Origin of the sequence: Candidatus Corynebacterium faecigallinarum (assembly GCF_052264515.1) — a bacterium.
Classification (GTDB): Bacteria; Actinomycetota; Actinomycetes; order Mycobacteriales; family Mycobacteriaceae; genus Corynebacterium; species Corynebacterium faecigallinarum.
Genome location: NZ_JBQQOC010000006.1, coordinates 56,823 through 72,187 on the forward strand (window position 1 = coordinate 56,823; position 15,365 = coordinate 72,187).

General features: G+C 66.0%; 9 protein-coding genes. 4 read left to right on the forward strand and 5 right to left on the reverse strand.

The genetic code is table 11. The features are described from left to right. Positions 1–5 precede the first annotated feature (5 nt). Positions 6–2,135: an acyl-CoA dehydrogenase family protein gene (locus ACTXPP_RS04560; RefSeq protein WP_301520202.1), complete on the reverse strand. Its 2,130-nt coding sequence runs from the start codon at positions 2,133–2,135 to the stop codon at positions 6–8. 73 nt (positions 2,136–2,208) lie between these two features. Here ACTXPP_RS04560 and ACTXPP_RS04565 point away from each other — a divergent pair, with 73 nt between their 5' ends. Continuing rightward, positions 2,209–3,441, forward strand: a complete 1,233-nt coding sequence (locus tag ACTXPP_RS04565; protein WP_301495017.1) for an MFS transporter — start codon at positions 2,209–2,211, stop codon at positions 3,439–3,441. Here the strand turns inward: ACTXPP_RS04565 and ACTXPP_RS04570 are convergent. Both ACTXPP_RS04570 and ACTXPP_RS04575 read right to left on the reverse strand, forming a co-directional pair. Next, on the reverse strand, positions 3,386–4,804 hold the full coding sequence (locus ACTXPP_RS04570) for a hypothetical protein (RefSeq protein ID WP_443341123.1): 1,419 nt from the start codon (positions 4,802–4,804) through the stop codon (positions 3,386–3,388). The genes ACTXPP_RS04565 and ACTXPP_RS04570 overlap by 56 nt on opposite strands. Before the next feature lie 95 nt (positions 4,805–4,899). Then, positions 4,900–6,303, reverse strand: a complete 1,404-nt coding sequence (locus ACTXPP_RS04575; RefSeq protein ID WP_301495021.1) for an alpha/beta hydrolase — start codon at positions 6,301–6,303, stop codon at positions 4,900–4,902. Between the two features lie 449 nt (positions 6,304–6,752). On the opposite strand from ACTXPP_RS04575, the gene lpdA reads away from it, so the two are divergent. Continuing rightward, positions 6,753–8,177: a dihydrolipoyl dehydrogenase gene (gene lpdA, locus ACTXPP_RS04580; RefSeq protein WP_301495023.1), complete on the forward strand. Its 1,425-nt coding sequence runs from the start codon at positions 6,753–6,755 to the stop codon at positions 8,175–8,177. 52 nt (positions 8,178–8,229) lie between these two features. On the opposite strand, the gene ACTXPP_RS04585 is transcribed toward lpdA, so the two are convergent. Continuing rightward, the gene (locus ACTXPP_RS04585) at positions 8,230–9,414 is read right to left on the reverse strand and encodes a dipeptidase (RefSeq protein WP_443341125.1); all 1,185 of its coding nucleotides are present in this window, start codon (positions 9,412–9,414) and stop codon (positions 8,230–8,232) included. A gap of 152 nt (positions 9,415–9,566) precedes the next feature. Between ACTXPP_RS04585 and ACTXPP_RS04590 the strand changes: the two genes are divergently transcribed. Beyond that, positions 9,567–10,721, forward strand: coding sequence for a hypothetical protein (locus ACTXPP_RS04590; RefSeq protein ID WP_301520201.1), 1,155 nt, complete (start codon positions 9,567–9,569; stop codon positions 10,719–10,721). A 432-nt stretch (positions 10,722–11,153) separates the two neighbouring features. Here the strand turns inward: ACTXPP_RS04590 and aceA are convergent, their stop codons facing one another. After that, positions 11,154–12,443 carry an isocitrate lyase gene (aceA, locus tag ACTXPP_RS04595; RefSeq protein ID WP_301498200.1) on the reverse strand — a complete coding sequence of 430 codons (1,290 nt, stop codon included), beginning with the start codon at positions 12,441–12,443 and terminating at the stop codon, positions 11,154–11,156. 484 nt (positions 12,444–12,927) lie between these two features. Here aceA and ACTXPP_RS04600 point away from each other — a divergent pair, with 484 nt between their 5' ends. After that, positions 12,928–15,153, forward strand: coding sequence for a malate synthase G (locus tag ACTXPP_RS04600; protein WP_443341128.1), 2,226 nt, complete (start codon positions 12,928–12,930; stop codon positions 15,151–15,153). The last annotated feature ends 212 nt before the right edge of the window (positions 15,154–15,365 follow it).

Consider the following 15,365-nt stretch of genomic DNA (forward strand, 5'->3'; position numbering starts at 1 on the left):
GGCCGTCACTCAGCACTCTTGGCGGGCCCGGCGCTCCCGCCAGCTCCGGGCATTCCCGCGGCCGGGTTCGTCTGTGCCCGCGTCACCATGTCCTCCTCGGCGGTGAGCAGCGGCACCCCGGCGACAGACTCCGGCACCGCGAAAGCGTCCACCAGGGTCTGCGACCACGGGCCCAGGGAGTCGACCAGGTCGTTGAGCGCGGCCCGCGCGGCCTTGGTGCGGGTGCCGGTCAGCAGATTCTGCTCCTGGTACCAGCCACTGTGGCTGTGGATGATGTCCAGCACGTATACGTCACGGACCTGCTCGAAGATCTTCTTCGAGTCGCCGTCCGGCAGGGACGCCTCGGCCTCCAGCATGCTCTCCAGCACGATGCGGTCCACATGCGCCCAGGCGCACTCCAGCAGGTGGTCCTGGGCCTTGTCGACCAGGTCGGCGGCCTCGGCGGGGTCCATCTTCTGGGCCGGGCGGATCCGGCGGATCAGGGACATCAGCAGCCGGTCCTCCCGCTCGGTGAGCAGTTCGACCTGGTAGCCGGGGTCGAACAGGGAGGTCTCCTCACGGTCGGTGAAGGAGTCCACGAGGTTCTGGATCAGGGTGTCCGCGGCGGTCCGGCGCTTGAGCAGGGTGCCGAAGTTGTCCAGGCCGAAACGCACAAGCTCCAGTGGCTTGAGGTCACCGACCTCGCGGGAGAAGCCGGTGAGCAGCTCCTTGGCGGCGAGCTGCGCCATGACCACATTGTCGCCCTCGAAGGTGGTGAAGACGTCCGAGTCGGCCTTGAAGGTGGTCAGCAGGTTCTCGGTCATGTAGCCGGCGCCACCGCAGGCCTCACGGCACTCCTGGATCGTGGCGGTGGCGTGGGCGGTGTTGGCGGCCTTCAGTGCGGCCGCGTGGGCCTCCAGCTCACGCTGGTCCCAGCGCTGCTCCTTGGTCATGTCGGTGCGGTCGATGTCCGCACTCTCCAGCTCGTGGATCCGGGCGATCAGCTGGTTGGTCGCCAGCTGCAGCGCATAGCTCTTGGCGATCAGTGGGATCAGGCGCAGGCGGTGCTTGCGGTGCTCGATGAGCTTGTTCTCCGGCAAGCTGTCGTCCGGGGCGAACTGGCGACGCTGGTTGGCGTAGCGGGTCGCGATGGTCAGGCTGGTGCGTGCGGCAGCTCCGGCGGACGCTCCGACGGTGATGCGGCCGCGGATCAGTGCACCGAGCATGGTGAAGAAGCGGGCACCGACCGACTCGATGGGCGAGGAGTACTCGCCGTCCTCGGAGACGTCGGCGAACCGGTTGAGCAGGTTCTCCCGCGGGACCCGGACGTTGTCGAAGGTGAAGGTGCCGTTGTCGACACCCTTCAGGCCGCCCTTGTAGCCGTGGTCGCCGATGCCCACGCCGGGTATCGCCTGGCCGTTCTCGTCGCGGACCTCCACGACGATGCAGTGCACGCCGTGGGATTCGCCGAGCTCACCATCGGCGTCCGGGGTGTAGAGCTGGCAGAAGACCGCGGCCATCCGGGCGTGGTTGGCCGCGTTGCCGATGTACCACTTCTCCGCGGTGGGAGTGGGGGTGTTGATCACGAACTCGTGGGTGTCGCGGTCGTAGACGGCGGTGGTTTCCAGGGACTGCACGTCGGAGCCGTGGCCGCGTTCGGTCATGGCGAAGGAGCCGAGGGTGCGCAGCTCGATGATGTCCTTGATCAGCGGGATGTGGCGTTCGGTGCCGAGGTTCTCCACGGCTCCGCCCCACAGCCCCCACTGGACGCCGGCCTTGACCATCAGCGAGAGGTCGGCGCCGCCGACGGTCTCGATGCCGGAGAGGGTGGCGCCGATGTCGCCGGTGCCGCCGTGCTCGGTGCGGAAGGTTCCGCGGGGGGCACCGGTGGCGAGGATGTCGTGCATCTGCGCCGCTGTGCGTTCCCGGGCCTCGTCGAGGCCGAGGGTGTCGTCGGGGCGCAGGTTCTTCTCGGTGATGACGGCCCGGGTGGCGTCCTTGACCTCGGCCCATCGGCCGTCGAGGACGTCCTGGAGTTCCGCGGCGACGGCGGCGCGGAGAGCGGCGTCAGCCTGCTTGCGGAGGGTGTCTGGACGATCTTTGCCGCGGCGAGTGAGGCTGGCGGCGATTGCTGAGGTGTCGTCGGTGGTTGTCATGCTCCCCGATGATACGTGCAGTTTCTGTGGGGGCGGCTGTGCCTGACCAACAATGAGGTCCTACCATATGCTCATGGGTCAGATAGCACACAGCTCCCGCGACGCGCGGGCGTGGATGTTCGTCGTCTTCGCCGTGTTCACCGTCGCCTGGGGCGGCAACGAAGCAACCCCCATGCTCGTCTTCTACCGGCAGGAGGCGGTGTTCAGTGATGTCTACGTCGACTCACTGCTGGTCTCCTATGCGGTAGGCATCGTGGCCGGACTGTTGATCTGCGGTCCCCTGTCCGACCGGTACGGACGCAAGGCCGTGATGCTGCCGGCCCCGGTCATCGCCCTGCTCGGCAGTGTGTTCATCGCCATCGGCGAGACCACCGAGTGGATCATGTTCATCGGACGCATCCTCGCCGGCCTGGCTGTCGGTATCGCCATGTCGGTCGGCGGCTCCTGGATCAAGGAACTCTCCACCCCGGCGTTCGACCCGAAGGCGAAGTCGTCCTCAGGTGCCAAGCGCGCGACCATGACACTGACCGCCGGTTTCGGCCTGGGCGCCGGTCTGGCCGGCGTGCTCGCCGAGTGGGGTCCGATCCCCGGCCAGCTGCCCTACCTGGTGCACTGCGGGCTGTCGCTGATCGCCGTCGCCGGGCTGCTCACCGTCCCGGAGACCCGCCAGTCGGCGCACCTGAAGGTCAAGGGATCCTTCTGGTCCGACCTGCTCGTCCCGACGATCCGCCACCCGCGTTTCCTCACTGTCGTCGCCCCGATCGCCCCCTGGGTGTTCGGCGCGGCCGGTGTGTCCTATGCGATCATGCCGCGGCTGGTCCAGGACCAGGTGGAGACCCCGGTGGCCTTCTCCGCCATGCTCACGGTGATCTGCCTGGCCTCGGGTTTCGCCATCCAGCAGTTCGGCCCGCAGATCAACACGAGCTACAACGCCCGCGGCCCGATCATCGCACTTCTGCTGGTCATCGTCGGTATGGCGATCGCCAGTGCCGCAGCCTCGAATATCGCGGTGTGGAACACCATCGTCGTCGCGATCGTGCTGGGTGCGGCCTACGGTCTGTGCCTGATCTCCGGGCTCACCGAGGTGCAGCGCATCGCCGGGCCGGACGACCTCGCCGGCCTGACCGCCGCCTACTACACCCTGACCTACATCGGTTTCTTCTTCCCGATGATCCTCACCCGGGTGTCTGAGTGGTTCAGCTACCCGGTGATGCTCGGGGCCGGCGTTGTGGTGGCCGTGGTCTTCCTGGTCATTGTCGCGGCGTTCTCGCGGAAGAACCTGCCGGACGATTCCGCTGCGTCCTGAGTGAGGTGAGGCGGGACGGTCCGGCCAAGCTCCCGCCTGACCACGTGGCCGACGACACGTCGGGGCGTCCCACCAGGAACCCCAGGTGCACCGCCGCGCCGACAAGCGGGGCCAGCCCCAGGGACAACACCGCCCGGGTCTCCGGCGAGGCGTCGACGGCGAGCAGTGCGACGGCGACGACCGTCGCCACCGCCCATCCGGCGAGGTAGAGCGAATGGCGCTCGGCGGCGTGGACGGCCGACCCGGTGATCATCAGCACGGCGGTGGAGCCGGACGCCACGGTCAGCGCCGCGAGCACCGTGGGGGAACTGACCAGTTCAGGGTCGAAGAACCACAGCATGATCGGCTCGGCGAGCCAGTATGCCGCCACCCCGCCGAACGCTGCGACACCGATGACCAGGGCGCAGGGGGTCAGGCACGCCCGCAGGGTCCGGCTTCTCTGGGTGGTGAAGTGGACGATGAGGGCAGGTTGGAAGCGTTGCAGCGGCACCAGCACCGGCGCGCGGGTCAGGGTCACTGCGGTGATGACGGCGGCCAGGGAACCGGCGGCGACCTCGGGGCCGGAGGTGACGGTGATCAGCACGGGGAAGCCGGTGATCAGCACCGCGTTCGCCCCGGAGGCGAGCATCGCCTTGATGGTGCGGCGGATGAACTCCCCGGTGGGGACATCCGCCACCTCGCCCAGAAGTGACCTGGTGGCCGGCGAGAGCAGCAGGGCACCGAGCCAGGTGAACGCGCCGAGGACGGTGACCACCAGGAAGGCCAGCAGGTGCCAGCCGGCCACCCACGCCACCAGGGCGAGGACGACGCGTATCGCACTGTCGATACTGATCAGCCAGGCGTAGGTGGCCCAGCGGGTGGTCGCGGACAACAGTCCGCAGACCGCGGCCTGGAAGGCGTAGCTCGCCAGGCCGGCGGCGAGCAGTGCCACGCCCCAGCCGTGCAGTCCGGAGTCGGCGGGGATGACCTGGTCGTCCCACAGTGGGGCGGTGCCCAGGGCGAGCGCGGCGGTGACGGCGGCGAAGCCGGCGGTGACCAGGAGAGGACGCGCGGACGGGCGGCGTCCGGTGTCGGGAGTCGCCGGTGCTGTGGCTGCGGTTGAAGTTGTGGCTGCGGCTGTGGTCGGGGCGGTGGTCGGCACCGTATCGGACGCCGCGACCCGCTGGCCCGCGACCGCGCGGGTGGTTTCCTGCAGTAGCCCGTCGAGCAGTCCGGCGAGGGCGAAGAACATGCCCCAGAAGACGGTGAAGGCCTCGTAGCCGACGGTGTCCATCGCCTGGCCGGCGATGACGATGACGGCATAGCCGGCTACGGCGACGACGAGTGTCGCCGCCGACAGGGCCCGGACGGCTCCGGTACCCATCAGCTGAACAACCCCCGCGCCGGCAGGTTCCGGGCGGGGGGAGTGCAGGGAGGAACGACGAAGGTCATCGACGAGATTCCTGGGAGGGGCGTGGCCTACTCGGCGTTCTCTTCGTTCGCTGCCTCGGTGATGTCCTGCAGCGAGGGCAGCGAGGAGACCGGGGTGGAACCGGCGTTGCCGGCACCCGGGTTCTCCTTGAGGTAGGCGGCCTTGGCCTCGGCAACCTGCTGACGGGCCTGCTCACCCTGACCGGGGAAGATGCCCTCGGAGATCACGGGCCAGGAGTCGAACATGTCGTCCTGCCAGTAACCCCACTGGTGGGTGCCGGTGTTGCGGAAGTTGTAGACCAGGTTGTTGGAGGACTGGGTGATGCCGGCCTTGTCGGTCTCTGCCTTCAGTAGGTGGGTGCACCAGCTGGTCATGCCCTCGATGACACCACCCTCGGTGGCTGGGGTGATCGAGCCGAGGAGGTTGCCGTTGAGACGGTCGCCGGAGGGGACGTCGTGCTCGCCCATCAGGCCGGAGCCGTTGGAGACGTAGACGTTGTGCTGGCCGGCCAGCTTGTCGGCGTTGAGCAGTGCGTCGTTGCGCTTGGCGACCTCACCGTTCGGGTTGCCCCACATCTCCTCGTACTGGGCGGGCGCGCGGTCCAGGACGATCTGGACGGTCGGCTCCCAGGCGCCGGAGGTGGCGGGGCAGCCGGAGTAGGAGGCGATGGAGTTGTAGAAGCCCGGGTTCTGCTGGCCGTAGACCAGTGCGGTGGAGGCCGTCATCGACATGCCGATCAGCGCGCGGTTGGCATCGTTCGCGCCAGGCTTCGCCGCGCCCAGGTGATCTTCCATCGGGCCGGGGAGCTCCTTGGTGAGGAAGGTCTCCCACATCTGCTTGCCGCCGTTGCCGTGGCCGTCCTTGTCCAGGTTGGCGTTCGGCTCCTCCCAGTCGGTGTAGTAGGAGAAGGCGCCGGCCATCGGGATGACGACGTTGACGTTGCCGATCTGGTTTCCGTAGAAGTCGATCGCGTTGGTCTGCTGCAGCCAGTTGGCGATGCCCTCGCCGCCGTCGGCACCGTTGAGGAGGTAGATCGTGGGGATGTCCTGACCCTCGTCGTCCGACTGGGGACCGGCAATCGAGTTGTCGTCGTCGCCTTCACGAGCACGAATCGTGACGAAGGGGATCTCGCGCTCCATCGAAGGGGAGTAGACCTTGAGCTCCTCCATGCGGTTGTAGACGTCGCCATTCTCCTGGTAGACCCACTTGCGCCAGCTCGAATCGTCCTCCGCGACGTACTTGTCGGCGTCGGCGTCAGCGCGGGTCTCGAAGTTCTTGCGGATCTCTGCCGGGGCAACGTCGGACGCCGGGGCGCTGGAAGCCTCCTGGGCGACGACTTCCGTCTGGCCCTGGGCAACACCGACGAGTGCAGGGGTGACGGAGATGACGGAGAGTGGCAGGGCCGTGGCGATGGCCGCGGCTGCGACGCGGGTGATGGCGCGCTTGTTCATGCAGGTCCTCGGGAAAGTCAGTGAACGCAACAGTGCCAGCGGAGGGCGGCGATGGTTCGTGGGATGGATCTCACGGATTAGACCCAGTTAGTGTAACCGCTGGAAAGCATATGTGTAAGGCTAGCCTGGAAATTCGTCTCCCAAACGAGGGGATCGTCGCCTATGATGTACCCGACCCTTCGTTTCGAGACCACCCACGAGACCACCCAGAGGAACCGCTGTGAACCTGTCCTTCATCGACCAAGCCATCGTCAACATGAATGAGTTCCTCGGTGGGCTCCTGCACAACACCATGTCGGTGATCGCGAACTTCATCGTCAACTCCCCCTTCTGAGACTGACCCACGCCCCTCCGGGGGTAACCCCGCTGACCAGTGTTTTTGCGGGAGAACATTGTGACATGTCCCCCGGGGGCGGACGTGTCGACGAAAACGTCGTATCCTTGACACCGTGGCTGAACATTATGACGTAGTAGTAATCGGTGCGGGCCCCGGCGGATACGTGTCCGCCATCCGTGCGGCACAGCTGGGCCTGAAGACCGCGGTAATCGAGAAGCAGTACTGGGGCGGCGTCTGTCTGAACGTCGGCTGCATCCCCTCCAAGGCGCTGATCCGTAACGCGGACATCGCGCACATCCTCACCCACGATGCCAAGACCTTCGGCATCAGCGGTGACAACATCAGCATGGACTACACCACCGCCCACAAGCGGTCCCGGAAGGTGTCCTCGGGCATCGTCAAGGGCGTCCACTACCTGATGAAGAAGAACAAGATCACCGAGATCAACGGTGTCGGTTCCTTCACCGACGCCAACACCGTCGAGATCACCGACGGTGACGACGCCGGCAAGCAGATCACCTTCGACAACGCCATCGTCGCCTCCGGCTCCGTGGTGAAGTCCCTGCCGGGAGTGGAGATCGGCGGCAACATCGTCTCCTACGAGGAGCAGATCCTCGACGAGAACGCCCCGAAGTCCATGGTCGTCATCGGTGCCGGTGCCATCGGCATGGAGTTCGCCTACGTCCTGTCCAACTTCGGCGTCGACATCACCGTCGTCGAGTTCATGGACCGCGTCCTGCCCAACGAGGACAAGGACGTCTCCAAGGAGATCGCGAAGCAGTACAAGAAGCTCGGCGTGAACCTGAAGACCGGTCACAAGACCACCGCCGTGCGCGACCTCGGCGGCGACAAGGGCGTCGAGGTCGACATCGAGTCCGCCGACGGCTCCAAGTCCGAGACCATCAAGGCCGACCGTGTCATGGTCTCCATCGGCTTCGCCCCTCGTGTGGAGGGCTTCGGCCTGGAGAACACCGGTGTCAAGCTCACCGAGCGTGGCGCCATCGACATCGACGAGCGCATGCGCACCAACGTCCCGCACATCTACGCCATCGGTGACGTCACCGCGAAGCTCCAGCTCGCCCACGTCGCCGAGGCACAGGGTGTCGTCGCCGCCGAGACCATCGCCGGTGCCGAGACCCAGGAGCTCGGCGACTACAACAACATGCCGCGCGCCACCTTCTGCTCCCCGCAGGTCGCGTCCTTCGGTTACACCGAGGAGGCAGCCCGCAAGCACGCCGAGGAGAACGGCCGCGAGATCAAGGTCGCGTCCTTCCCGTTCAGCGCCAACGGCAAGGCCATGGGCCTCAACGAGGGCGTCGGCTTCGTCAAGGTCATCGTGGACGCCGAGTACGGCGAGCTCATCGGTGGTCACATGGTCGGCCCGGACGTCTCCGAGCTGCTGCCGGAGTTGACCCTGGCACAGCGCTTCGACCTGACCGCCGAGGAGATCGGACGCAACGTCCACACCCACCCGACCCTGTCGGAGGCCATCAAGGAGGCCGCCGAGGGCACCATGGGGCACATGATCAACCTCTAGTGCACCGGGGCCCGTGCCCCTGTCGCGGCGGTGCGACCCCGGTCGCCCGCCGCTACTCCGGCAGGACGTCCTGCAGGACGCGCAGTGTATTGCCGCCCATGATCGCCGCGATGTCGTCCTCGCTATGACCACGTGACAACAGTTCATCGGTGATCACCGCGATCTGGGAGGTGTCCCAGCCGACCTCGACACTGCCGTCGTAGTCACTGCCCAGGCCGACGGACCCGATGCCGGCGACCGAGATCACGTGCTCGATCGCATCGACCACGGCAGACGGGGTCATCCCACACACCGCGGTGTCCCAGTAGCCGATGCCGACGACCCCGCCGGTGTCCGCGACAGCGCGGATCTGACCGTCCGTGAGGTTCCGGTTGTTGTCGCAGGTGCCGCGGACCCCGCCGTGGCTGACCACGACCGGCCGGGTGGCGATCGACAGGATCTCGTCCATGGACTCACTGCTGATGTGGGACAGGTCGATGACCACCCCCAGTTCCTCGAGGTCGGCAACAACGTCACGGCCCAGGTCCGTCAGACCGCCGTGCCCGCGACCGTGTGCGGAATCGGCGACCTCGTTGTCGAAGAAGTGGGCGAAACCCGCCATGCGCATCCCGGCGTCGAACAGGACCTGCACATTGTCCCTGTCACCTTCGAGGTTGTGCAGTCCCTCAACGGAGAACATTGCGCCGGTGACCTGCCCACCGTTCTCGCGTGCCTCCAGAAGATCATCGATGTCCCGGCTCGTCCGGATCATCGTCAACCGACCGTCGGAGTCCGCGACGGCGTCCTCCAGCTTCTCCGCGTGGTACAGCGAGCGTTGCAACAGGGACGTCCACGTCCGTGGTGGTTGCAGTTGGGCGAAGCTCAGTAACGTGATGTTGTCACTGTCGCCGTCATTGCCGTCGATGTTCTGACCGCGCGGGGACTTCGACACCGATGACAGCACCTGCAGGGCCACATTGCCCTCTTCCAGGCGCGGAAGGTCCATGTGCCCATTGTCATGACGGGCAAGGAAGTCACGCTTCCACAACAATGAGTCCGAGTGCATGTCCACGATGACCGTACGGTCGTGAACACTCTCCGCCTCATCAGAAACCTCGGGTAGCTCGTCGTCCGCGACGGGGTTCTGCGAACGGTCGACAATACCCGGGGCCAGCGCGAAGAACGCTGTGAGTGCCGCGATGACCAGCAGCACGAGGACGAGCATGATGCGGATCGAGGTCTTTCGGCGGATGGCCATTCATCAAGTTTAGCCCGGAGAAACAACCGTGTCGGCGTTTCGCCGTCGATAGCCCTCGCCTACAGGAGCGGGTGTGCAGTACGATTCTGCTCAGTACTTCGACTTCGGCGACACCCACAGCGCCGTACATGTGGCAGGAGAGATGGCTGGAGATGAGTGACGAGCCGGTGAGGGGCGGACGGCGACATGAGCCGCGGGTCAAAGTCATCGGGGTCATGGTTGACCCCGGCCTGCCCGAGAAGCGGGTGATCAGGGTCCTGGAGAAACTCGGGATCCGCCCCGACGACTCCGACATCACCGACGACCAGCTCCGCGCGGCGAACCGCCCCAGGGTCCAGTTCCGCACCGGCACCCTGCCCATGAGCCTCGACGGCAGCGTGCGGCTGTCCGACAGCGCGGCCGGGCTGATGGAGACCTATGGTTGGGACCGGTTGGTCTACGTCACGGACCTGCCGCTGACCACCCGACTGCCCGTGATCAGCCAGACCGTGAACCGGGGCAGGGCGGTGATGCTCTGCCTGCCGGCCTTCGGCGTGCTGCGCGCCCAGGAGGGCCTGCGCCAGGAGCTCAGCCGCCTGTTGCACGGTAAGTCCGCCGGCGCGGGACGCAGCGAGGTCGTCGACGAGGCCGAGGATATCGAGGGTGGTGACGCCGAGGCCGACACCACCCGCGTGATCGACGGGTTCGGACGCTCCCTCCGGTTGCTGCTCGGCATGATCGCCGCCAACCAGCCCGCCCAGCTGTACCGGGTGCTCACCGGTTGTCTGGCCATCGCCATCGCCACCGGCGCCTACGGCATCTTCTACGGTTCAATGTGGCAGATGTCGCACACCGTGTCGGTGCCGCGCATGTTCCTGATCAGTGTCTTCGCCGTCGGTGCGCTGACCTTCTGGCTGATCTACCACAACGGATTGTGGAACCGGTGGCCGAACCGGGAGCCGGACAGTGTGGAGAAGTGGCGTGCCCGGATGGACAACCGGGCGACGCTGGGGACGGTGCTTGTCGCGGCAATCATGATCTACACCACCGTGATCGTGGTCCTGGTGATCCTGTCCGTGGTGATCGTGGACACCACGTTCTTCCGCGCCCAGGTCGACGCGGAGCCGTTCCCGTGGGGCTATCTGAAGCTGGCGTGGTTGACCGCGTCGCTCGGGACGTTCGCCGGGGCCATCGGTTCCAGCTTCGACAACGACGATGCGATCCGTGAGGGGACCTACAGCCGCCGTGAGCACGTCCGTCGCCAGATCGTGGGTCTGTACGAGGACAAGCCGCCGAGTCGATTCGTGGAGCGACGCGGCCTGCGGTGACACCTTAGGCCTTTACCGTTGCGCCTTCGATGACATGAAGGGGAATCTGTGGCGCTGCGCCTGGGGGAGAGGAGCGCGCTGTGCTGAGCTAGGGGAAGCGAGTCCGCGGTGCCCATGTAAGAAGTGTGGGACCGATTGCTGATCTCGGGCCCGGATAACAGCATTTCATCCCACGTTTCTGACATCGCGGGCAGATCGAGGACGTGGGTGGGCCGATTCAAGATCGGGCCAGGCTGAACCGAGACTCGGCCGGGGACGCTTTGAGGCGCGGCACGAGCGCACAAGAAACCCGCCCGGGTCGGACAACCTTGCGGTGTGTCTGACCCGGGCGGGTGATGTGGCGGGCGGTCGCGATGACCGCGATGCCGGGCGGTTCCAGCGGACTGGAACCAGGCAGCTCCGGCGGACCGGAACCGGCGCAGTTCTAGTGGACTAGAACTGGCTCTCCTCGGTGGAGCCCTTCAGGGCGGTGGTGGAGGAGTTGGGGTCCACGGTGGTGGCGATGCGGTCGAAGTAACCGGCACCGACCTCGCGCTGGTGCTTCACAGCGGTGAAGCCGCGGGACTCGGCCTCGAACTCGCGGTTCTGCAGGTCGACGAAGGCGCTCATCTGGTTGCGGGCGTAGCCGTGGGCCAGATCGAACATGGAGTAGTTCAGGGCGTGGAAGCCAGCCAGGGTGATGAACTGGAACTTGAAGCCCATGGCGCCCAGCTCGTTCTGGAACTTGGCGATCTCGTCGTCGTCCAGGTGGGCGGACCACTTGAAGGACGGGGAGCAGTTGTAGGACAGCAGCTGGTCCGGGAACTCGGAGCGGACGCCCTCGGCGAAGGTCTTGGCGAGCTCGAGGTCCGGGGTACCGGTCTCCATCCAGATCATGTCGGCGTACGGAGCGAAGGACTTCGCACGGTCGATGCAGGGCTCGATGCCGTTCTTGACGTAGTAGTAGCCCTCGGCGGAGCGCTCACCGGTCAGGAACTTGTGGTCGCGCTCGTCGACGTCGGAGGTCATCAGGGTGGCGGCCTCAGCATCGGTACGAGCGATGATGACGGACGGGGTGCCTGCGACGTCGGAAGCCAGACGTGCGGAGTTCAGGGTACGGACGTGCTGCTGGGTGGGGATCAGCACCTTGCCACCGAGGTGGCCGCACTTCTTCTCCGAAGCGAGCTGGTCCTCCCAGTGGGTACCGGCGGCGCCGGCCTTGATCATGGCCTTCTGCAGCTCGTAGACGTTGAGGGCGCCACCGAAGCCGGCCTCACCGTCAGCGACGATCGGGACGAGCCAGTTGTCGACGGAGTCGTCGCCCTCGACGCGGGAGATCTCGTCGGCACGCAGCAGAGCGTTGTTGATGCGCTGGACGACGGAGGGGACGGAGTTCGCCGGGTACAGCGACTGGTCCGGGTAGGTGTGGCCGGAGAGGTTGGCGTCACCGGCGACCTGCCAACCGGAGAGGTAGACAGCCTTCAGGCCGGCGCGGACCTGCTGGACGGCCTGGTTGCCGGTGAGGGCACCGAGGGCGTTGATGTAGCCGTCGCCCTCCTCGTTCACGGCATCCCAGAGGATCTCGGCGCCGCGGCGGGCGAGGGTGTGCTCCTCGACAACGCTGCCCTGCAGCTCGGCGACCTGCTCAGCAGTGTAGTCGCGGGTGACGTTGTTCCAGCGCGGGTTCTCGTCCCAGTCCTTCTGGATCTCGGCGGCGGTACGGGCCTGTCCGACGTTCGACATGTAGTACTCAACTCCCTTTGAATTGGTGAGAGGGTGGCGGTAACTGCGCGTTATCCCGGTTAACCCACACATCGCCTCGTGGCGACGGGTGGGACCCGGATCGGCTTCCTATGACCATACCGCTGCAAAAGGGCACGTCAAAGGCTACTGGTGATCTGGGTTACGCCGGGGGTAGCGGGTACTCGAGCTTACATCACGTCTCTATACGTGGGACAAAACTTCCCAGAATGTGGTCAAATCTGCCCACTTGCAGGGCGTTCGAGAGAGGTCTGTCACGTAAGGGGACCCTGCCCGACGGTCATCGGGGTGCTCCCGTCGTCCTGTTTCCGCGTTCTCATGGGGGTGGCTGAAGGTATGTTGACGCACCTTCCACTCCCGCTGGTGACGTGGCTCACCTAGTCTGGTGAGGAAGTATCAGGCCGTTCAGACGTGCCCGATCTACGCCGGAGGGGCTGTCTGAGGCAGCACTCCCGTCACACGAGCAATGACAACGAAGGAGCAGTCAATGACGTCAGGTAACCAGCAGACAGAGCGCGTCACCGCAGGTGGCCTCCAGGTCGCCTCGACCCTCTACGATTTCGTCTCCGGTACGGTTCTTCCGCGCATCGGCGTGCAGGGTGCCGACCAGGACAAGTTCTGGGAAGGCTTCGGCGCCCTCGTCGCCAAGCACACCCCCCGCAACCATGAGCTGCTCGCCGTCCGTGATGAGCTGCAGGCCAAGCTGGATGCCTGGTACACCGAGAACCCGGGCGTCCAGGACCCGGAGAAGTACACCGCCTTCCTGAAGGAGATCGGCTACCTCGTCGAGGAGCCCGGTGACTTTGAGATCCGCACCCAGAACGTCGACACCGAGATCACCGAGACCGCTGGCCCGCAGCTGGTCGTCCCGGTGCTCAACGCCCGTTTCGCCATCAACGCCGCCAACGCCCGCTGGGGTTCGCTCTACGACGCCCTCTACGGCACCGATGTCATCTCCGAGGAGAACGGCGCCGAGAAGGGCAAGGGCTACAACAAGGTCCGCGGCGACAAGGTCATCGCCTGGGGCCGCAACTTCCTGGACCAGGCCGTGCCGCTCGAGTCCGGCTCCCACGCCGACGTCGAGAAGTACGACATCTCCTCCGACCGCTTCGTCGCGACGATCAACGGTGAGGATGTCTTGCTGCGCGAGCCGGAGGTCTACGCCGGCTACCTCGGTGAGAAGAACGACCCGTCGGGCATCCTGCTGCGCCACAACGGCCTGCACATCGAGATCCAGATCGACCCGTCCCACCCGGTCGGCGCCGACGACAAGGCCGGTGTGAAGGACCTGCTGCTGGAGTCCGCGGTCTCCACCATCATGGACTTCGAGGACTCCGTCGCCGCCGTCGACGCCACCGACAAGACCCTGGGCTACACCAACTGGTTCGGCCTGAACACCGGTGAGCTGACCGAGGAGGTCGCCAAGGGCGACAAGACCTTCACCCGTCGCCTCAACGACGACCGGATCTACACCGGTCGCGACGGCGGCGAGCTGCGCCTGCACGGCCGCTCCCTGCTGTTCGTCCGCAACGTCGGCCACCTGATGCAGAACCCTGCGATCCTCGACGCCGCCGGCGACGAGATCTTCGAGGGCATCATGGATGCCGTCATCACCACCGCCTGCGCCATCCCGGGCACCGAGCTGGCCAATGAGCGTCGCAACTCCCGCACTGGCTCGATCTACATCGTGAAGCCGAAGCAGCACGGCCCGGACGAGGTCGCCTTCACCAACGAGCTCTTCGCCGACGTCGAGGACCTCTTCGGCCTGCCCCGCTTCACCCTCAAGGTCGGTGTCATGGACGAGGAGCGTCGTACCTCCGCCAACCTGGACGCCTGCATCGCTGCCGCCTCCGACCGCCTGGCCTTCATCAACACCGGCTTCCTCGACCGCACCGGCGACGAGATCCACACCTCCATGCTGGCCGGCCCGGTCGTCCGCAAGCCGGAGCTGCAGACCGCCGCCTGGAAGCTCGCCTACGAGGACCACAACGTCGACGCCGGCCTGGCCCACGGCCTGCCCGGCAAGGCACAGATCGGTAAGGGCATGTGGGCCAAGACCGAGCTGATGGCCGACATGGTCGAGCAGAAGCTGGGCCAGCCGAAGGAGGGTGCCTCCACCGCATGGGTCCCGTCCCCGACCGGCGCCTCCCTGCACGCCACCCACTACCACCTGGTCGATGTCTTCGCCGTCCAGGAGAAGCTGCTCACCGACGGCCGTCGCGACACCCTCGGTGATCTGCTGACCCTGCCGGTGCAGCCGGAGCGTGGCTGGACCGAGGAGCAGATCAAGGAAGAGATCGACAACGACTGCCAGTCGATCCTGGGCTACGTGGTCCGCTGGGTCGAGCAGGGCGTGGGCTGCTCCAAGGTGCCGGACATCCACGACATCGACCTGATGGAGGATCGCGCCACCCTGCGCATCAACTCCCAGATCCTGTCGAACTGGCTCAAGCACGATGTCATCACCGAGCAGCAGGTGACCGAGGGCCTGGAGCGCATGGCCGCCATCGTTGACGGTCAGAACACCGGCGACCCGGAGTACCGCAACATGGCCGATGACTTCGAGGCCTCCGTCGCCTTCCAGGCCGCCAAGGACCTGATCTTCAAGGGCACCGAGTCCCCGTCCGGCTACACCGAGCCGATCCTGCACGCGCGTCGTCGCGAGTTCAAGGAGAAGAACGGCATCGCCTGATGCCAGGTGACACAGACTGATCACGCCCTCTCGCACTGATCAGTCTGGTTAGTCTGATCAGCACTGACCAGCGCTGACAAGCCTGATCAGCACTGACGTCCCGGTCCCGGGCCGTGATGTCCATGGTGGACGTCACGGCCTGGGACTGTTTTGTGACGCTTCTTCCCACGCGGTTGCACCTCCGTGCACTGTGCGTTCCCTCACTCCCACTC

Bases quoted from the DNA above. Each gene is read 5' to 3' on its own strand.
- ACTXPP_RS04590 (WP_301520201.1), top strand. From the start codon at position 9,567: ATGAGTGACGAGCCGGTGAGGGGCGGACGGCGACATGAGCCGCGGGTC.
- ACTXPP_RS04600 (WP_443341128.1), top strand. From the start codon at position 12,928: ATGACAACGAAGGAGCAGTCAATGACGTCAGGTAACCAGCAGACAGAG.
- ACTXPP_RS04570 (WP_443341123.1), bottom strand. From the start codon at position 4,804: ATGGGTACCGGAGCCGTCCGGGCCCTGTCGGCGGCGACACTCGTCGTC.
- ACTXPP_RS04560 (WP_301520202.1), bottom strand. From the start codon at position 2,135: ATGACAACCACCGACGACACCTCAGCAATCGCCGCCAGCCTCACTCGC.
- ACTXPP_RS04585 (WP_443341125.1), bottom strand. From the start codon at position 9,414: ATGGCCATCCGCCGAAAGACCTCGATCCGCATCATGCTCGTCCTCGTG.
- ACTXPP_RS04565 (WP_301495017.1), top strand. From the start codon at position 2,209: ATGGGTCAGATAGCACACAGCTCCCGCGACGCGCGGGCGTGGATGTTC.
- aceA (WP_301498200.1), bottom strand. From the start codon at position 12,443: ATGTCGAACGTCGGACAGGCCCGTACCGCCGCCGAGATCCAGAAGGAC.
- ACTXPP_RS04575 (WP_301495021.1), bottom strand. From the start codon at position 6,303: ATGAACAAGCGCGCCATCACCCGCGTCGCAGCCGCGGCCATCGCCACG.